The sequence below is a fragment of the Cryptosporangium aurantiacum genome (assembly GCF_900143005.1).
Classification (GTDB): domain Bacteria; phylum Actinomycetota; class Actinomycetes; order Mycobacteriales; family Cryptosporangiaceae; genus Cryptosporangium; species Cryptosporangium aurantiacum.
On sequence record NZ_FRCS01000010.1, the window covers coordinates 230,219 to 247,736 of the forward strand.

At 69.1% G+C, this 17,518-nt stretch carries 19 protein-coding genes; 16 read left to right on the forward strand and 3 right to left on the reverse strand.

The window, feature by feature from the left end; all coding sequences use genetic code 11:
• Nucleotides 1-6: 6 nt before the first annotated feature.
• The 7 genes from lpdA (at nt 7) to BUB75_RS29735 (ending at nt 7,073) form a co-directional block, all read left to right on the forward strand.
• Entirely contained in the window at nt 7-1,407 is a 1,401-nt protein-coding gene (gene lpdA / locus BUB75_RS29705) for a dihydrolipoyl dehydrogenase (protein WP_073261422.1), read from the forward strand.
• Between the two features lie 56 nt (nt 1,408-1,463).
• Nucleotides 1,464-2,180, forward strand: a complete 717-nt coding sequence (locus BUB75_RS29710; RefSeq protein WP_073261423.1) for a hypothetical protein — start codon at nt 1,464-1,466, stop codon at nt 2,178-2,180.
• Between the two features lie 91 nt (nt 2,181-2,271).
• Nucleotides 2,272-2,931: a DUF3592 domain-containing protein gene (locus tag BUB75_RS29715; RefSeq protein ID WP_073261424.1), complete on the forward strand. Its 660-nt coding sequence runs from the start codon at nt 2,272-2,274 to the stop codon at nt 2,929-2,931.
• A gap of 89 nt (nt 2,932-3,020) precedes the next feature.
• Nucleotides 3,021-4,358, forward strand: a complete 1,338-nt coding sequence (locus BUB75_RS29720; RefSeq protein ID WP_084741876.1) for an MFS transporter — start codon at nt 3,021-3,023, stop codon at nt 4,356-4,358.
• A 77-nt stretch (nt 4,359-4,435) separates the two neighbouring features.
• The gene (locus tag BUB75_RS29725) at nt 4,436-5,401 is read left to right on the forward strand and encodes a zinc-binding dehydrogenase (protein WP_073261427.1); all 966 of its coding nucleotides are present in this window, start codon (nt 4,436-4,438) and stop codon (nt 5,399-5,401) included.
• A gap of 14 nt (nt 5,402-5,415) precedes the next feature.
• The gene (gene purB / locus BUB75_RS29730; protein WP_073261429.1) at nt 5,416-6,834 is read left to right on the forward strand and encodes an adenylosuccinate lyase; all 1,419 of its coding nucleotides are present in this window, start codon (nt 5,416-5,418) and stop codon (nt 6,832-6,834) included.
• Nucleotides 6,835-6,845: 11 nt separating this feature from the next.
• Entirely contained in the window at nt 6,846-7,073 is a 228-nt protein-coding gene (locus BUB75_RS29735) for a hypothetical protein (protein WP_073261432.1), read from the forward strand.
• On the opposite strand, the gene BUB75_RS29740 is transcribed toward BUB75_RS29735, so the two are convergent.
• The gene (locus BUB75_RS29740) at nt 7,070-7,285 is read right to left on the reverse strand and encodes a hypothetical protein (RefSeq protein WP_073261434.1); all 216 of its coding nucleotides are present in this window, start codon (nt 7,283-7,285) and stop codon (nt 7,070-7,072) included. The two genes, BUB75_RS29735 and BUB75_RS29740, sit on opposite strands and share 4 nt — an antisense overlap.
• Nucleotides 7,286-7,395: 110 nt before the next feature.
• Complete coding sequence (locus BUB75_RS29745; RefSeq protein ID WP_073261436.1) at nt 7,396-7,596, reverse strand: hypothetical protein; 201 nt, start codon at nt 7,594-7,596, stop codon at nt 7,396-7,398.
• A 455-nt stretch (nt 7,597-8,051) separates the two neighbouring features.
• On the opposite strand from BUB75_RS29745, the gene BUB75_RS29750 reads away from it, so the two are divergent.
• The 5 genes from BUB75_RS29750 to BUB75_RS29775 all read left to right on the forward strand — a co-directional run bounded on the left by BUB75_RS29750 (nt 8,052) and on the right by BUB75_RS29775 (nt 12,704).
• Complete coding sequence (locus BUB75_RS29750) at nt 8,052-8,285, forward strand: hypothetical protein (protein WP_073261439.1); 234 nt, start codon at nt 8,052-8,054, stop codon at nt 8,283-8,285.
• A gap of 102 nt (nt 8,286-8,387) precedes the next feature.
• The gene (locus BUB75_RS29755) at nt 8,388-9,251 is read left to right on the forward strand and encodes a helix-turn-helix domain-containing protein (RefSeq protein ID WP_178380006.1); all 864 of its coding nucleotides are present in this window, start codon (nt 8,388-8,390) and stop codon (nt 9,249-9,251) included.
• 131 nt (nt 9,252-9,382) lie between these two features.
• Nucleotides 9,383-11,407, forward strand: coding sequence for a branched-chain amino acid ABC transporter substrate-binding protein (locus BUB75_RS45585; RefSeq protein ID WP_143175484.1), 2,025 nt, complete (start codon nt 9,383-9,385; stop codon nt 11,405-11,407).
• Nucleotides 11,408-11,942: 535 nt separating this feature from the next.
• A complete protein-coding gene (locus BUB75_RS46550; protein ID WP_073261447.1) occupies nt 11,943-12,251 on the forward strand; it encodes a hypothetical protein in 309 nt (102 codons plus the stop codon).
• A 156-nt stretch (nt 12,252-12,407) separates the two neighbouring features.
• Complete coding sequence (locus BUB75_RS29775) at nt 12,408-12,704, forward strand: hypothetical protein (protein WP_073261449.1); 297 nt, start codon at nt 12,408-12,410, stop codon at nt 12,702-12,704.
• A 56-nt stretch (nt 12,705-12,760) separates the two neighbouring features.
• On the opposite strand, the gene BUB75_RS29780 is transcribed toward BUB75_RS29775, so the two are convergent.
• Nucleotides 12,761-13,393 (reverse strand): NAD(P)-dependent oxidoreductase, encoded by a 633-nt coding sequence (locus tag BUB75_RS29780; protein ID WP_073261451.1) that lies wholly within the window; start codon nt 13,391-13,393, stop codon nt 12,761-12,763.
• A gap of 59 nt (nt 13,394-13,452) precedes the next feature.
• On the opposite strand from BUB75_RS29780, the gene BUB75_RS29785 reads away from it, so the two are divergent.
• From BUB75_RS29785 to purL, 4 genes are all read left to right on the forward strand, one after another.
• Nucleotides 13,453-14,049, forward strand: coding sequence for a TetR/AcrR family transcriptional regulator (locus BUB75_RS29785; protein WP_218617834.1), 597 nt, complete (start codon nt 13,453-13,455; stop codon nt 14,047-14,049).
• A gap of 186 nt (nt 14,050-14,235) precedes the next feature.
• On the forward strand, nt 14,236-14,496 hold the full coding sequence (gene purS / locus BUB75_RS29790) for a phosphoribosylformylglycinamidine synthase subunit PurS (protein WP_245806327.1): 261 nt from the start codon (nt 14,236-14,238) through the stop codon (nt 14,494-14,496).
• Nucleotides 14,493-15,167, forward strand: coding sequence for a phosphoribosylformylglycinamidine synthase subunit PurQ (gene purQ, locus BUB75_RS29795; RefSeq protein ID WP_073261453.1), 675 nt, complete (start codon nt 14,493-14,495; stop codon nt 15,165-15,167). Before purS ends, purQ begins: the two co-directional genes overlap by 4 nt.
• Nucleotides 15,164-17,416 carry a phosphoribosylformylglycinamidine synthase subunit PurL gene (purL, locus tag BUB75_RS29800; RefSeq protein ID WP_073261455.1) on the forward strand — a complete coding sequence of 751 codons (2,253 nt, stop codon included), beginning with the start codon at nt 15,164-15,166 and terminating at the stop codon, nt 17,414-17,416. The genes purQ and purL overlap by 4 nt, the downstream gene beginning before the upstream one ends.
• Nucleotides 17,417-17,518 lie beyond the last annotated feature (102 nt).

Consider the following 17,518-nt stretch of genomic DNA (forward strand, 5'->3'; position numbering starts at 1 on the left):
GAAACCGTGAGCACACACTTCGATGTCGTGGTACTGGGCGCGGGCCCGGGTGGGTATGTCGCCGCGATCCGAGCCGCGCAGCTCGGCAAGAAGACGGCGATCATCGAGAAGCAGTATTGGGGTGGGGTGTGCCTCAACGTGGGCTGCATCCCGTCCAAGGCACTGCTGCGGAATGCCGAACTGGCCTACCTCTTCCAGAACGAGGCCAAGCAGTTCGGCATCAACGTCGACGGCACGGTCTCGTTCGACTACAAGGCCGCCTACGACCGCAGCCGCAAGGTCGCCGACGGTCGCGTCAAGGGCGTCCACTTCCTGATGAAGAAGAACAAGATCCAGCAGTTCCACGGCTGGGGGACGTTCACCGACCCGCACACGATCGAGGTCGCGCTCAACGACGGCGGCAGCGAGACCGTCACGTTCGACAACGTGATCATCGCGTCCGGCGCCACCACCCGGCTGCTGCCGGGCACTCAGCTGTCCGAGCGGGTCGTCACGTACGAGGAGCAGATCCTCACCGACAACCTGCCGGACAGCATCGTCATCGCCGGTGCGGGCGCGATCGGCGTCGAGTTCGCCTACGTGATGCGTAACTACGGCGTCGACGTGACGATCGTCGAGTTCCTCGACCGGCTGGTGCCGCTGGAGGACGTCGAGGTCTCCACCGAGCTCGCGAAGCGCTACAAGAAGCTCGGAATCAAGGTGCTCACCTCGACCCGGGTGGAGTCCATCGACGACTCGGGTCCCTCCGTGAAGGTGACGGTGACCAAGGACGGCCAGCAGCAGGTGCTGGAGACCGACAAGGTCCTGCAGGCGATCGGGTTCGCGCCGCGGACCGAGGGATTCGGCCTGGACAAGCTCGGTGTCGCGCTGACCGACCGCGGCGCGATCGACATCGACGAGTTCTGCCGGACGAACGTCCCGCACGTCTTCGCGATCGGCGACGGCACCGCCAAGCTGATGCTGGCGCACGCGGCCGAGGCGATGGGCATCATCGCGGCCGAGACGATCGCCGGCGCCGAGACGATGTCGTTGGACTACGTGATGATCCCGCGGGCCACGTACTGCCAGCCGCAGATCGCCAGCTTCGGGTACACCGAGGCGCAGGCGCGCGAGAAGGGCTACGACGTCCAGGTCGCGAAGTTCCCGTTCACCGCGAACGCGAAGGCGCACGGCCTGGGCGACCCGGGCGGCTTCGTCAAGATCCTGTCCGACGCCAAGTACGGCGAGCTGCTCGGCGCGCACATGATCGGCCCGGACGTCACCGAGCTGCTGCCGGAGCTGACGCTGGCGCAGCAGTGGGACCTGACCGTGCACGAGGTCGGTCGGAACGTCCACGCGCACCCGACGCTGTCCGAGGCGGTCAAGGAGGCCATCCACGGCCTCGCCGGCCACATGATCAACTTCTGACGTCGTTGGGCCTCCCGGCCGGCGGTTGCGCCGGTCGGGGGACCAGCGGAGGTGGCATGACCTGGCGCACCAGCTACCGGCACGTAGACCTGAACCCCGACCAGCGCCCGACCGGGCTCTGGGACGCCGGGCGCGGACCGGACGCGTACTTCGCCCGGCAGGCGGCGGGCGTCACCGCGCTGTACACGCACTTGCTCGGCGCCGCGACGCCGGTACCGGCCAACACCACGAAGATCGCCGTGTGCGCCTACGTGTCGGACACCCCCGACTCCACACCGCACTTCGGGGAGGCGCGCCGCAACGGCTGGGAAAGCACGTCCAAGGCCATGGATCCGGCGATCCCGGCGTTACCCCCCGATCAGCGGCCGGCGGCCTACCTCGCCTGGCTGCAGCCGATCCTGCTCGGCCTCGCGGCGACGCGCGGAGTGCCTGCCACCGGTTTCGAGGAGACATTCGAGGCCTGCCGGTCGGCCGGATACCTCCTGAAGTGGGACGGCCCGGCGCGGAGCAACCCGGACCGGTCGTTGCGCGCGGTGCCGCACTACTGGTTCGACGCGGACGGTGACGCGTGGCTGCGGGTCACGGTGTCGGACCGCAGGCGGACGGTGGTTGCGGAGGGCGGTCCCTGGCCTGCGCACCCGAGCGTGCAGGAGTGGCGGTTCACTGCGAAGGCGCTCACCTGGCTGACGCCCATCGAGGTCCGCGCGCACGCCTATCGGCAGCCCTACGCGAGCGCCTGGCGAGTGCCGGCAAGCCACACCGTCGTCTGTTAGGCCGACGACGTTCGGGGCGCGAGCGGGCTCACGTGTCAGCGAGCCGTCAGATCTGCTGTCCAACGAATCGTCGGCCCATACCTTAATTCGCATGGGAATCTTTTCTGCGTTCAAGCAAGCGGCCGACGGTTTCAAGCAGCTGACCGGAGGCGTTGATGACGAACTGATCCGGACCGGCAGACCGGCCCGCGGCCTCATCCTCGACGTCCAGCTCACCGGCACCACCGTCCAGATGGGTGGGCCGCCGGAGCGGGTCTGCGTCTTCACGCTCGAGGTCACGCTCGACGACACTCAGTCCTACCAGGCGGTCGCGCGCCAGCGCATCGCCGAGCACGTGCTGCCGCGCCTCCAGCCGGGCCAGACGTTCGTCGCCGTGCGGGTCGACCCCGCCGACCCGAACCGGGTCGCGATCGACTGGGCCAGCGAGCCCCCGGTGGTCCGGGCCACGCCGAAGGCCGGCGTCCCGACCGCGGCCGAACTGCTGGCCACCGGCCTTCCGTGCGAGGCCGTGGTCATCCAGAGCGCGCCGCTGGGCATGCGGAACCCGGCCGGCATCGACCTGCACGCGTTCGTGCTCACGATCCTGCGACCGGGCGTCGCGCCGTACCAGATCCAGGTCGGCAACCCGGTCCCGACGCACGCGGTGCCGCTGGTCTACCCCGGCTCGCGGCTGCAGGCCAAGGTCTCCGCGTCCGAGCCGAACGCGGTCGCGATCGACTGGGACAGCTCGGTCGCAGCCGCTCAGCGCTAACGCGTTTCGCCCAGTGGAACGGCGACGTTTCCGGGCCGGGCGGCGGGGCAGGGGTGCGGGGAAGTCCCCGCACCGCCCAGGAGGCCCCCGTGGCGCTCACCAGGCTCGACCGCGTCGCCCGCACCGTTCTGTCCCTGTGCTGGGTCGTCGTCCTGCTCGAAGGCTTCGACCTCTTCGTCTACAGCACGGTGATCCCGGAACTCCTCGACGACCCCGAGTGGCAACTCACGGCCTCCGAGGCCGGTCGGATCGGCAGCTACGCCACGTTCGGCATGCTGATCGGCTCGTTGACGATCGGCACCGTCACCGACTGGATCGGACGCCGCAAGGCGATCATCGGTTGCGCGACCTGGTTCTCGGTGCTGATGGCGGTCTGCGCGGTCGCACCGAACCCCGCGGTCTTCGGGTTCGGCCGGTTCCTCGCGGGCCTGGGCCTCGGCGGTCTGATCCCGACCGCGATGCCGCTGGTCATGGAGTACATCGGCGAGCATCGCCGGGGCGCGGGAGCCACCTGGATGATGACCGGCTATCACGTCGGTGGTCTAGTGGTGGCCGCGCTCGCGATCGCGGTGCTGCCCGCGTTCGGCTGGCGCGCGATGTTCTGGGCCGGTGCGCTCCCGATCGTCGTCATGCTCCCGCTGCTCTGGCGGTACCTGCCGGAGTCGGTCGACTTCCTGCTGGCCCGCGGACGGACGGCTGAGGCCGAGGCGGTCGCCCGCCGTCACCACGTCGATTTGGACGCCGCCCGAGCGCGAGTCGGCGATGACGTGCACACCGAGGACAAGTCCGCGGGCATCCGCACCATCTTCGGGCACGGATACCTGGCCTCGACACTGTTGTTCTTCGTCGCGTCGTTCTGCGGGCTGCTCCTCGTCTACGGGTTCGGAACGTGGCTACCCGAGCTCATGCGCGACTCCGGCTACGGCCTCGGGTCGGCGCTCTCGTTCCTGGTCGTGACCAACATCGGCGCGGTGGCCGGGCTGCTGCTGACCGGCCCGCTCGCCGACCGGCTCGGGACCAAACGAGCGTCGGCGATCTGGTTCCTCACCGGGGCGGTGTTCGTCGGGCTGATCAGCATCCGGATGCCGTCGGCGTTGATCTACCTGGCGGCGGCGCTGGCCGGCTTCTTCCTGTTCACCGCTCAGGTCGTGCTGTACGCGCACGTCGGCTACCACTACCCGACCGCGACGCACGCGACCGCGCTCGGCTGGATCGCCGGTGTCGGACGGATCGGCTCGGTGGTCGGCCCGACGCTGGGCGGCGTCTTGCTCGACGCCGACGCCGGCGTGTGGAGCTTCTACGTGTTCGCGCTGGCGGGACTGGTCGGGGCGGTGGCGATGTGGCTCGCGCCGCGGTCGCCGTTGGAGGCACCACCCCGGGCACGCTGGTCACCTCGCGGACGCGCTGGTTCGCCGAAACCCGCGTGATCGGACGGCGACGAGGGTGTTGCGGATCGTCGACATCACTTGACCTCAACGAAGGTTGAGGTTGCAGGCTGGCGCGCATGCGAGCGATCTGGTTGACAGAGTTCGGTGACCCGTCGGTACTCGTGCCGGGTGGAGCGCCTGATCCGGAGCCGGGCGCAGGTCAGGTCCGGGTGGACGTCGAGGTGGCCAGCATCTCGTTCGTCGAGACGCAGATCCGCGCCGGACGCCCCGGGCCGTTTCCGCTGCCCGACCCCCCGTTCGTGCCGGGCAACGGCGTCGGCGGTGTGGTCGCAGCGGTCGGCCCCGACGTTGATCCGGCCCTGCTCGGCCGGCGGGTGTTCAGCACGACCGGCGGGTTCGGCGGCTACGCGGAGAAGGCGGCGGTCGCGGTCACCGACGTCGTCGAGATCCCGGACGTGCTCTCGACCGCCGACGCGGTAGCGCTGGCCACCGACGGGCGGACCGCGGTCGGGCTGTTCCGGCTAGCCGCACCGAAGGCTGGTGAAACCGTGCTGGTCGAGGGGGCGGCCGGTGGTCTCGGCTCGATGCTGGTCCAGCTGGCGCTCGGTGCGGGCGCCCGGGTGATCGGTGCCGTCGGCAGCGACCAGAAGCGCGACGTCGTCCGCAAAGCCGGAGCAGAAGCCGTGGACTACCGGCAGCCGGACTGGGCGGATCAGGTCCGCAAGCTGGTTGACGGCGAAGCCGTAGACGTGGTGTTCGACGGGGTCGGTGGGGAGATCGGCGCCACCGCACGGGGCCTCGTGCGTACCGGCAGCCGGTTCGTGGTGCACGGCGCCGCGGGTGGGCCGATGACCGATCCCGCGTCGGTCGCCGCCACCGGTGCGACCGTGGTCACGCTCTGGGACATCCAGAAGAAGCTCGGCTTGAGCGTGCCGCAGTTGGCGGCCGCGTCGCTGGCGGAGGGGGCCGCCGGGCGGCTGAAGGCCGTGATCGGGCAGGTGTTCCCGCTGGAACGGGCGGCCGACGCGCACGCCGCGATCGGGGCACGGACGACGGTCGGGAAGACCCTGCTCCTGGTGTGAGCGAAGATAGGGACGTGATCCCGAACGTACTCGCCGCCCGATACGCCTCGACCGAGCTGACCAAGCTCTGGTCTCCCGAGCACAAGATCGTGCTCGAGCGCCAGCTGTGGATCGCCGTGTTGCGGGCCCAGCGCGAGCTCGGCGTCCCGGTGCCCGACAGCGTCGTCGAGGCGTACGAGGCGGTCGTGCACGACGTCGACCTGGAGTCGATCGCCGCGCGCGAACGCGTCACCCGGCACGACGTAAAGGCGCGGATCGAGGAGTTCTCGGCGCTCGCCGGGCACGAGCACATTCACAAGGGCATGACGTCCCGCGACCTGACCGAGAACGTGGAGCAGCTCCAGGTCCGTGCGTCGCTGGAGCTGATCCGCGATCGGGTCGTCACCTCGCTGGTGCGGCTGGCGGCGCGGGCGGTGGAGTTCGACGCGCTGGTGCTCACCGGCCGGTCGCACAACGTGCCGGCGCAGGCGACGCTGCTCGGCAAGCGATTCGCCTCCGCGGCGGAGGAGCAGCTGCTGGCCTACGAGCGGATCTCCGAGCTGCTCGCGCGGTACCCGCTGCGCGGCATCAAGGGCCCGGTGGGCACCGCGGCCGACCAGCTCGACCTGCTAGGCGGTGACCCGGTGAAGCTCGCGGCGCTGGAGGACGCCGTCGCGCGCCACCTCGGGTTCCACCGGACCTTCACCAGCGTCGGCCAGGTGTATCCGCGGTCGCTCGACTACGACGCGCTGTCCACGCTGGTCGTCGCGGCGGCCGGGCCGTCGAGCCTGGCGACGACGATCCGGTTGATGGCCGGTCAGGAACTGGTCACCGAGGGGTTCAAGGCCGGGCAGGTCGGTTCCTCGGCGATGCCGCACAAAATGAACACCCGGTCGTGCGAGCGCGTGAACGGCCTGGCGGTGATCCTGCGCGGGTACGCGTCGATGACCGGTGAGCTGGCAGGCAACCAGTGGAACGAGGGCGACGTCTTCTGCAGCGTCGTCCGCCGGGTCGCGCTGCCGGATGCGTTCTTCGCCGCGGACGGCCTGTTCCAGACGTTCCTCACCGTGCTGACCGAGTTCGGGGCGTACCCGGCTGTCGTGCAGCGTGAACTCGACCGGTACCTGCCGTTCCTGGCGACGACGAAGGTGCTGGTCGCGGCCGTGCAGCGGGGTGTGGGCCGGGAGGTCGCGCACGAGGCGATCAAGGAGCACGCGGTCGCGGTGGCGCTGGAGATGCGCGAGAAGGGGATCGAGCGCAACGACTTGCTCGACCGGTTGGCGTCGGACGAGCGGCTCCGGCTGGACGCCGCATCGGTGCGTGCGCTGGTCGCGGATCCGGCGGCGTTCACCGGGGCGGCGTCGGCGCAGGTCACCGAGGTGGCGCGGCGGGTCGCCGAGGTCGCGGCGCGGCACCCGGCAGCCGCGGCCTACACCCCGGGCGAGATCTTGTAGGGACGAGTTCAGTGGACAAGCGGAGGGAGGCGGAACGTCTCGCCGCGGTTGAATTTCTCGGTGATCGCCTGTTCCGGGCCTATGGGGTTGACGAGGAGCGGATCGGGGCCATTCGTCGGTGGGCGGTGGCGTGGCGGGACGACATCGGCGTGCGGTGGGCGTCCGATCCTGCGGGGAAGGGCGACGAGCCGCCACGCTTCGACTGGGACCGGTACCTCGACGAGCGGCGCCGACGCTAAGAGGCGGCAGCGCGCTCCAGCGCCCAGCGCATGCGCGGCACCGCGGTCTCCGGGTGCTCGCCGAACTCGGCAGCCAGACGCTGTGCGCACCCGGCAGGCCCGAACATCTCCAGGCTCGTTTCGATCGCGGCACGGAGCTGGGCGGTGCTGCACTTCTCGGACGGCTGGAGTGCGCTGACGAAGAGTGCCTCGGCCCTCACGGTGAGAGTCATGATGTTCCCCCTACGGACGTCGCCTTCCCCGAGGCGATATCGCAACCATCCGGCGGGGTAGGAGCGTCTACGGTCGCAGGCCGGTTGCAACTCGGGTGCTGCCGCAGGGATCAGACCCCGGAGGGTGGCGGACCGTCGGTCGCAGCGCGCATCATCTCGACGCCGGTGCGGTACGCCGTGCACTCCCAGTTCGTGTGGCAGACCGGGCATTCCGAGGAGCCGTCGAGCGGGAGATGCGCCGCGCGTAACTCGTAGCCAGCGAGCCAGAGCTCCGCGTCACTCGCATCGGTCGGGGGATGGGGCAGGCTCACCCGAACATCCGGGGGCCGCTCGAAGGGCTGGGCGGACGTGGGCCTGCGGGCCGCGGGCGTCCCGGTCTCGGCCTAGTGATGCTGTCGCCATGGGGACGCGATTGGGTGCCTTCTCTGGCTCTCCACAACGTCGTGCCGTGAGCTGCCGGGGTGAAGCAAACCCGTGCCATGCGCCCTCCGATCGCCTTCACCGTGGACGTCGACCGGCCTGCGTGGTGTGAGCGGCGGGGAGTCCGACGGTGACGGACTGTTGGGGGCCGCGCGACATCGTCGGCGCCCGGCGCCCAACCCCGAGGATGCCGGTTATCGCTGTTAAACTTCAAGAAATTGTGAGAAATAATCTTGAGTAAGCCCGTTCGGGGTTGGGATTTTCTCCGCGTTTAGCAACCATCTGAGTCCTCAGTGCTGTGCCGCACGGTGCTGGGTAGTTCACTGTGGACCCGGGGGGATTAGTCGTGAAACTCACGTTCCGCGGCACCAATAGTTCGAGCGGATCCTGTCCGTCCGTCTACGAAACCGACCGCGGCACCCTGGTGATCCAGGGCTGGCGGGTCACCGATACCGAGGCCATCGCCGCACTCATCGAGCGGGGCCTCCCGGCGCACGAAACCGCGGTCGAAATCCCGATGGAGCTTCTCGGGTACTTCCCTTCGGACCGCGGTTTGGGGGCGTCGCCCGCCCGAAAGTGATACGCCAGAAGACCCCTGGGACGAGCATCGACCACTGAGGACGGTGCGGTCGCCAAAGGCGGTGGTCGGTGTCCGGGCGCGAGGGCCCCGACCGTTACCCTCGTGCCAGGAGGGAAGACCGGTTACGTGGCCAAACCCCATGACGCTCTGCGCGTTTTCGGACTGCAATTGCGCCAGGTGCGCGAGGACGCCGGCCTGACCGGGCGGGCGGTCGCCGACCGTACCGGCTGGCCGCACTCCAAGGTGTCCAAGTTGGAGCGTGGACAGCAGACAGCTACCCAGGCCGATGTGGACGCCTGGGTGCAGGCGACCGGCGCGGACGCCGAGGACGCCCAGCGGCTGCAGGTGGCGCTTCGGCAGGCCCGGATGGAGTACACCGAGTGGCGCCAACGGCTGTCGACCGGGACGCGCGCACGTCAGCTCCAGCGCCGCGAGGCGGAGGCTGAGGCGACGTTGATCCGGGCGTTCGAGCCCGGCGTCTTTCCCGGGCTGCTGCAAACCGCGGACTACGCGCGGGCGGTATTCCAGGGCCTCGTCAGCACCTATCAAGTCGCGGACGACGTCGAGGAGGGCGTGCGAGCCCGGCTCAGTAGGCAGGACCTGCTGCATCAACCGGGTCGGCGGTACCACTTCATTCTGGCCGAGGCGGCGTTCTACTGCCGGATGGCCGATTCGGCCGTGATGCGGGCGCAACTCGAACGCTTACTCACGGTGGCTCGGCTACCGGCCGTCGACCTGGCGGTGGTGCCGCTCGGTGCGCGGTGGCCGGTCGGTCCGCTGAACGGGTTCTGGATCTTCGATCGGGATTACGCGTTGGTGGAGACGCTCGGCGCGGAGTTGACTCTGCGTGAGCCCGCTGAGATCGCGGTCTACGAGCGGATCTTCGACGTGTTCTCTCGCCTGGCCGTGCGTGGGGCGGCAGCTACCGACCTGATTCTCGGCGCCACCCGCCGGTACGTAGGGTGACGTCGGCGTCCTGATATTCGGCCATCACCACCCCAGATCGTCGCGCTAGTGGCCGACGGTCCGTATTCTGGGCGCTTCTCGGGGGATACGAACGCTTCCGAGTGACGCCAGTGTGACCACGGGGAACGGTGATGACCCAGTATCCGGCCGGCGGCGGCCAACCGAGCGAAGGCGAGAATCCGGGAGCGCAACCGAATCCATCGGCGGGAGAGCCCGGCTGGACACTTCCACCGGAGCAATCGCCGAGCGGACCGCCGGCTCCGAGCCAGTCGTCCGGGCCACCGCAAGGCGGCTTACCACCGGGGCAGGCTTACGGTGGGTATCCGCAGGGTGGCTACTCGCAGTATCCACCGGGGCAACCGCAGTACGGTCAACAACCGCCCCAGTTCGGGCAGCAGCCTCCGCAGTACGGCCAGCAGCCCCCGCAGTACGGCCAGCAGCCCCCGCAGTACGGCCAGCAGCCCGAGTACGGGCAGCAGCCGCAGTACGGGCAACCCCAGCACGGCCAGCCGGAATACGGGCAGCAGCCCCAGCAGTACGGCGAGCAGCCCCAGCAGTACGGGCAGCAACCTCCGCAGTACGGGCAGCAGCCCCCGGAGTACGGCCAGCAGCCACAATTCGAGCAGCCCCAGCAGTTCGGACAGCAGCCTCCCCAGTACGGGCAGCCTCCTCAGTACGGCCAGCAGCCCGAGCACGGGCAGCAGCCCCCGCAGTACGGCCAGCAGCCCGAGCACGGGCAGCAGCCCCCGCAGTACGGCCAGCAGCCCGAGCACGGGCAGCAGCCCCCGCAGTACGGCCAGCAGCCCGAGTACGGGCAGCCCCAGTACGGCCAGGCGGAATACGGCCAGCAGCCGCAGTACGAGCAGCCTCAGCAGTACGGCCAGCAGCCGCAGCAGTTCGGCCAGGAGTACCAGCAGTACGGCGAGCAGGCCTACGGGCAGGAGTACGCCGCACCACCGCCCGAGACGCCGAAGAAGCGCCGGTCCCTGGTCGGCATCGCGTTGGTCGTCGTTCTGGCACTGGTGGTCATCGGCGGCGGTGGCACCGCCGCCTGGGCCATGCTCAAGGACGACGAGAAGCCGGACACCGCCAAGCAGCCGGTGGCCGCGAAGTGTGCCAGCGCGACGATCGCGGTTCTCGGTGATACCGGCGGGGACGCGGACTCCGAGGGTGAGGCGGCGATCGCGATCGCGAACCTCGCGGCAGAGGAGTTCCACGCCAAGAACCCGGACTGCACGGTCGCCGTCCGCGCGTTCGACAGCGGCGGCGAGAAGGACAAGGCCAAGCTGCAGGCCGACAAGATCATCAAGGACAAGTCGATCCTCGGCGTCATCGGGCCGCTGTACGGAAACGAGGCGCGAGAAGTCTCGCCGATCCTCGACAAGGCCGGCGTCCCGATGGTGAACCCGACGGTCTCCACGGTGTCCCTCGGGGAACAGGGCATGAAGAGCTTCCACCGCACCGTGGGCACCGACGCCGACACCGGCGTCGCGATGGCGAAGTACATCAAGAGCGCCGACCCTGCGGCGAAGGCATTCATCATCGACGACGGCAGCCCGTTCCCCAAGGCCGCCGCAGCCGCTGCCAAGAAGGCGCTGGGAACCCTGGTCGTGGACAACGCGACGATCAAGCAGGGCCAGACCGATTTCAACCTGCTGGCCTCGACGATCGTCGACTCGGGGGCGACCGTGATCGCGTTCGCCGGCTTCTCCGCGGAGGCAGCGGGGATCCGGAACGCGGTCAACGCGAAGGGCGGCAGCGCGATCGACTTCGTGGCGGGCCCGGGCCTGCTCGACTCGATCTACGTCACCGAGACGGGCGAGGCGGGCAAGGACACGATCGTGGTCTGCGCCTGCGTGCCGGGGACCGGTCTGCCGGAGGAGTTCCGGACGAAGGTCGAGTCGAAGACGACGACCAGCCCGTCGGTGTACACGGGTGAGACGTACGACGCCGCGACCGCGCTGATCTCCGCGTTCGGGGCGGGGACGGGCAGCCGCACCCGGGCGGAGGTCAACAAGTTCCTCGACAAGTACTCCGCCAAGGGGGTCACCGGCCCGATCGCGTTCGAGGCGGGCGGTGACCTCAAGGGCACCCCACCCGAGTGGTACTTCGTCTCGGGCACGGACGGCTTCTTCGGGAAGAGCCGCGTGCAGTAGCGCCTGTTCGCGCACGAACCGGCCGCCGCGTCCCTCGGGGTGCGGCGGCCGTTTGCTGTCCCCGGCCGGCGAGTAAAGGCGATGTGCACTCGCTTTTCCGCCGCCGAAACGCGAATCGCGCTCGGGGAAATTCTTGTTTCTCGGCGATCCGAGTGGGAATTTGAGAATTGAAATTCCCGCTCGTCGAACAAGTGTTCGGTGAGCGGTCGGGGGTTGCGAACGGAACTCGGGAAACCCCCTAAAGGTAGGGGTGCGGCCGGGGTTGCTCGCATTCGATCTACTCCGTTATGTTTTTTCCGGTCTGACAGCGGGAGAGATTCCGCCGCAGATTCCTGTCCATGGCGACCCGTCGATGGCCACGCGGAACAGCATCAACAGATCCTTCTGCCGGTCAGTGCACTGCTTCATCGTGTCCGGACGTCTTTGGTGAAGCGTTGAACTCGGTCGGTGGGCTTCCCTGTGCGAGACAGCGGAAGTCGGATCCATCTCCGAAGCCTGATGACGTTCGCCAACTTATCGAAAGGGAATTGCACGCATGAACGTGTGGATTCGCCGTACCACTGGTGTCGTCATGATCTCCGCCGGCCTGGTTGCCGCCGCGTCGACCGCTGCTGCGGCCGCGCCCGGCGACGACAACCGCGACTACCGCCAGCGCTGGTCGTACAACCAGCAGGCCAGCAGCAGCGCGACCAGCAACGCGACGTTCAACAACACCACGAACCAGAAGGGCTACATCCCGATCAACGTGACGGCCGGGAACGTGGTCGCCAGCGAGGCGAACGCCACCACCTGGCAGAAGGGCTCCGAGTTCGAGGACAACTTCTGGGGCAACTACTTCGACTGATGACCTCGCGGCCTGTTCGAGGCTGCCTAGTTGTCGGTAGACCCGTTGACGGGGGTGCAAGGTGCTGGTTCGGCGTTGCCCGGTATTCCAGCCCAGCGGTCACCGGCGATAGTGCGCGTTGATCGTTATTCTTCTTGTTACCGAGAAAGGGAAACTGTGAATACTTGGGTTCGTCGTGGAGCTGGCGTCGTCATTCTGTCTGCCGGTCTTGTTGCGGCAGGTTCGACAGCCGCGCAGGCGGATGACGAGGTCGCCGGCTTCAATTACCGCGAGTACGCCAGCAGCTCCGCCGGCGTTGGCAACGTCTTCAACAACACCACCAACCAGACTGCGGGACTGATCGCGGTCAACGTCACCGCAGGCAACCTGCAGCTCGGAAACGCGCAAGCGACGACCGAGCAGCTGGGGTCGGCGTTCACGGGGAACCGGTTCGGTTGGTTCCGCGGTCGGTGAGTTGAGAGTTGCACCGGATCCCCGCTCCGCAGCCCGCGGAGCGGGGATCCGCGCGTTCAGTGGGCGACCGTGACCGTGCGGCCGGCGGTCTCCGCGCGGCTGATCAGCGAGAGCAGGCAATCGGCGACGTCGGCCCGCGCGACCGTGTAGCCGCGTCGCACGCCGTCGTAGCCGGTGCGGTACTGGCCGGTGTGCGGTCCGTCGGTCAACCGCGGCGGCCGGACGATCGTCCAGTCCAGGCCGCTCTCCCGGATGATCGACTCCATCGCTCGGGTGTCCGCAAAAGTGTTCCGGAGCACTACTCCCAACAGCGGTTTCACCGCGCGCCGCGTCACCAGGTCGTCGCTCTTCTCGATGAAGGCCCCGGCGGCGCTGACGACCAGGACCCGGCGCAGTCCGACCTCGGTCGCCGCCGCCACCAAGGAACGCGCGCCGTCGGTGCAGATCGTCGTCGGCCCTCGCTCCCGGGTGCCCAGCGTGGAGATCACCGCATCGCGGCCGGCCACGAGCGGCGCGAGCTGACCCGCATCCAGCACGTCGGTCCGGACCACGTCCAGCCGGGGATGGGCCGGGGCCGACAGCCGGGCCGGATCGCGGACCAGCGCGGTGACCTCGTCTCCGTCTTTCAGCGCCTGGCTGACGACCTGGGTGCCGATGCCGCCGGTGGCGCCGATCACGGTGATTTTCATGCCCACCCTCCCTGGTTGGTGAGTACTCACCAACCTAGACTGACGACGCAGCCACGCCGATGTCAAGGGAGAGCGCGCTGAGCACCCGAGACCGAATCCTCGACGCCGCAGCAGCCGTCATGCGGGAACGCGGCATGGCGCATGCGACCACCAAGGAGATCGCCAAAGCCGCCGGCCTCTCCGAGGCGGCGCTCTACAAGCACTTCACGGACAAGACCGAGCTGTTCGTCCGCGTGCTCGCCGAGCGGTTGCCCCGGTTCCTGCCCACGATCGAGACGCTGGACGTCGAGGCGGGAACCGTCGTCGACAACCTGCGAACGGTCGCCGAGGCAGCGATCACGTTCTACGCCGACAGCTTCCCGATCTCGGTGTCGATCTTCGCCGAGCCGAAGGTGCTCCACGCCCATCGAGCCGCTCTCCGGCGTACCGGAGCCGGTCCGCACAAAGCCAACGAGGCGCTGGCCGAGTACCTCGCCGCGGAGAAGGAACGCGGCCGGATCCACGCGGACGCCGACCCGTCGTCGTTGGCCGCCCTGGTGTTGGGCGCGTGCTTCCAGCACGCGTTCCTGCATCAATTCGCAGACGACGAGCAGGTGGACGCCGCCGGGGCAGCCGACCGTCTCATCACCGCGCTGGCGCCGGCGCTGCTGCCCTGAGCGCCGACCGTCGCGGACCGGAACGATCGTCGGTTAGTCGTCCGGAGGGACCACTGAGCAGCGTCGATACGCACCGCGACGCGCCGGGTGTGGCCCGTGCAACCGGCGGTCGTGCCGGTTCGCCCGGGAACGCTCGGTACGCTGAATCGCTGGAAACGCAGCATCCCGCCACTGGTTGGAGTATCCGTGCCCGCGTCGACCCGCGTCGTCGTCGATGTCATGCTCAAGCCCGAAATCCTCGACCCGCAGGGCCAGGCCATCGCCAACGCCCTGCCCACCCTCGGGTTCTCTTCGATCGCCGCTGTCCGGCAGGGCAAGCGCTTCGAGGTCGAACTCGCCGGTGAGGCCACCGAAGAGGCTCTGGACGAGGTGCGCCGCGCTGCCGCGACGCTGCTCGCCAACCCGGTGATCGAGGACTTCGAGGTCCGTGTCGAGGTTGCGCAGTGAGCCCTCGGATCGGAGTCATCACCTTTCCCGGTTCGCTCGACGACCGGGACGCGCTGCGCGCGGTCAAGCTGGCCGGCGGTGAGCCGGTTTCCCTCTGGCACGCGGACGCCGACCTGCGCGGCGTCGACGCGGTGATCCTGCCCGGCGGCTTCTCGTACGGCGACTACCTGCGCTGCGGCGCGATCGCCCGGTTCGCACCGGCGATGAACACGCTCGTTGACGCGGCCAAGGGCGGCCTGCCGGTGCTCGGCATCTGCAACGGCTTCCAGGTGCTCTGCGAGTCGCACCTGCTGCCCGGTGCGCTTCGCCGCAACCACCACCTGCACTTCCGCAACCGCGACCAGAAGCTGCGGATCGAGTCCACCTCCACCCGCTGGACGCAGGACTACCAGGAGGGCGAGGAGATCCTCATCCCGCTGAAGAGCGGTGAGGGTGCCTACATCGCCGACGAGAAGACGCTCGACGCGCTGGAGGCCGAGGGCCGGGTGATCGCCCGTTACGTCGGTAACCCGAACGGCTCGCTGCGCGACATCGCCGGCATCAGCAACGAGGCCGGGAACGTCGTCGGGCTGATGCCGCACCCGGAGCACGCGATCGAGGCACTGACCGGTCCGTCCACCGACGGGCTCGGCTTTTTCACTTCCGTGATCCGAGCGCTGGTGCCCGCGTGACCGACACCGTTTCCCAGGCCCAACAGTCCCCGGACGCCGAGCAGCCCTACCTCGAGCTCGGTCTCAAGGACGACGAGTACGCCCGAATCCGCGAGGTACTCGGCCGCCGGCCCACCCAGACCGAGCTCGCGATGTACTCGATCATGTGGAGCGAGCACTGCTCCTACAAGTCGAGCAAGGTGCACCTCCGGCAGTTCGGCGAGAAGGCCCCGAAGACCGACGCGCTGCTCGTCGGCATGGGGGAGAACGCCGGGGTGGTCGACGTCGGCGGCGGTCTCGCCGTCACGTTCAAGGTCGAGAGCCACAACCACCCGAGCTTCGTCGAGCCGTACCAGGGCGCGGCGACCGGCGTCGGCGGCATCGTCCGCGACATCCTGACGATGGGTGCCCGCCCGATCGCGGTGATGGACCCGCTGCGCTTCGGCGCGCCGGACCACCCCGACACCGCTCGCGTGCTGCCCGGCATCGTCGCGGGCGTCGGCGGCTACGGGAACTGCCTCGGCTTGCCGAACATCGGCGGCGAGGTCGTGTTCGACCCGTGCTACCAGGGCAACCCGCTGGTCAACGCGCTCTGCGTCGGCGTGATGCCGCACGACCGGATCCAGCTGTCGGCCGCGCGCGGAGTGGGCAACGTCGTCGTTCTGCTCGGCGCGAAGACCGGCCGGGACGGCATCGGCGGCGTCTCGGTGCTGGCCAGCGCCACATTCGAGGAGGGCGCCGAGACCCGGCGCCCGTCGGTGCAGGTCGGCGACCCGTTCGCGGAGAAGCTGCTGATCGAGTCCTGCCTGGAGATGTTCGACCGCAAGCTGGTCGTCGGCATCCAGGACCTCGGGGGCGCCGGCTTGACCTGCGCCACCACCGAGACCGCTGCGGCCGGTAAGTCCGGGATGCGGGTGTGGCTCGAGCGGGTTCCGCTGCGCGAGCCGTCGATGGAGCCGCACGAGATCCTCGCCAGCGAGTCGCAGGAGCGGATGCTCGCGATCGTCGAGCCGTCGAAGCTCGACGAGGTGCTGGCGCTGGCCGCCAAGTGGGGCGTGATCGCGACCGCGATCGGCGAGGTCACCGAGGGCGACCGTTTGGTGATCACCTGGCACGACGACGTCGTGGTCGATGTTCCACCGCGAAGCCTGTCGGACGAGGGGCCGGTGTACAACCGTCCGATCGAGCGGCCGGGCGACTTCGACCTGGTGCGCGCCGACCGGGCCGAGACGCTGCCGCGGCCGAAGACCGGTGACGAGCTGCGCGAGACGCTGCTCAAGCTGGTCGCGAGCCCGAACCTGGCCGACAAGACCTGGGTCACCGAGCAGTACGACCGGTACGTCCAGGGCAACACCGTGCTGGCCCAGCCCGAGGACGCCGGTGTGATCCGGCTGGACGAGGAGACCGGGCGGGGCATCGCGCTGGCCACCGACGGCAACGGCCGGTACGCCAAGCTCGACCCGTACGCCGGGGCGCAGCTCGCGCTCGCCGAGGCGTACCGGAACGTGGCGACGACCGGCGCGGCGCCGCTGGCGGTCACGAACTGCCTCAACTTCGGCAGCCCGGAAGACCCGCACGTGATGTGGCAGTTCCAGCAGGCGGTGACCGGCCTGGCGGACGGGTGCCAGCAGTTGGGCACTCCGGTGACCGGCGGCAACGTCAGCTTCTACAACCAGACCGGGTCGACGGCGATCCACCCCACGCCGGTCATCGGTGTGCTGGGCGTCTTCGACGACGTCGCCCGGCGGACGCCGATCGGCTTCCAGGACGACGGCGAGTCGCTGATCCTGCTCGGGTCGACCGAGGAGGAGCTGTCCGGCTCGGAGTGGGCGTGGGCTCTGCACGGGCACCTGGGCGGCGTCCCGCCGAAGGTGGACCTCGCGCGGGAGAAGCTGCTCGCCGACATCCTGATCGCGGGATCGCGGGACGGGATGCTCTCGGCGGCCCACGACCTGTCGGACGGTGGGCTGGCGCAGGCGCTGACCGAGGCGACGCTGCGGTACGGCGTCGGCGCGCGGATCGTCCTGCCGGAGGGCGCGGACCCGTTCGTCTGGCTGTTCTCCGAGTCGGCCGGGCGGGTGCTGGTGTCGGTGCCGCGTACGGAGGAGCTCCGCTTCACCGACATGTGCACGATGCGGGCGCTGCCCTGGACCCGGATCGGCGTCGTCGACAAGGTCGGCGGTGCGTTGGAGGTGCAGGGCCAGTTCACGATCCCGCTGGACGAGCTGCGCTCAGCATGGACGGGGACTCTGCCGAACCTGTTCGGCTAAATCGGAGCCACCGAAGCGGATTGCATTCGCGAGGGCTATCGGCATTCCAAATGCAATCCGCTTCGGCGGCGGCCCGCCGTTCGGGGAAGGCATCGGCGGCGC

Coding starts and splice junctions, on each gene's coding strand:
- BUB75_RS29710 (WP_073261423.1), top strand. CDS start 1,464: ATGACCTGGCGCACCAGCTACCGGCACGTAGACCTGAACCCCGACCAG.
- BUB75_RS29715 (WP_073261424.1), top strand. CDS start 2,272: ATGGGAATCTTTTCTGCGTTCAAGCAAGCGGCCGACGGTTTCAAGCAG.
- BUB75_RS29725 (WP_073261427.1), top strand. CDS start 4,436: ATGCGAGCGATCTGGTTGACAGAGTTCGGTGACCCGTCGGTACTCGTG.
- BUB75_RS29740 (WP_073261434.1), bottom strand. CDS start 7,285: ATGACTCTCACCGTGAGGGCCGAGGCACTCTTCGTCAGCGCACTCCAG.
- BUB75_RS45585 (WP_143175484.1), top strand. CDS start 9,383: ATGACCCAGTATCCGGCCGGCGGCGGCCAACCGAGCGAAGGCGAGAAT.
- BUB75_RS46550 (WP_073261447.1), top strand. CDS start 11,943: ATGAACGTGTGGATTCGCCGTACCACTGGTGTCGTCATGATCTCCGCC.
- BUB75_RS29780 (WP_073261451.1), bottom strand. CDS start 13,393: ATGAAAATCACCGTGATCGGCGCCACCGGCGGCATCGGCACCCAGGTC.
- BUB75_RS29785 (WP_218617834.1), top strand. CDS start 13,453: ATGTCAAGGGAGAGCGCGCTGAGCACCCGAGACCGAATCCTCGACGCC.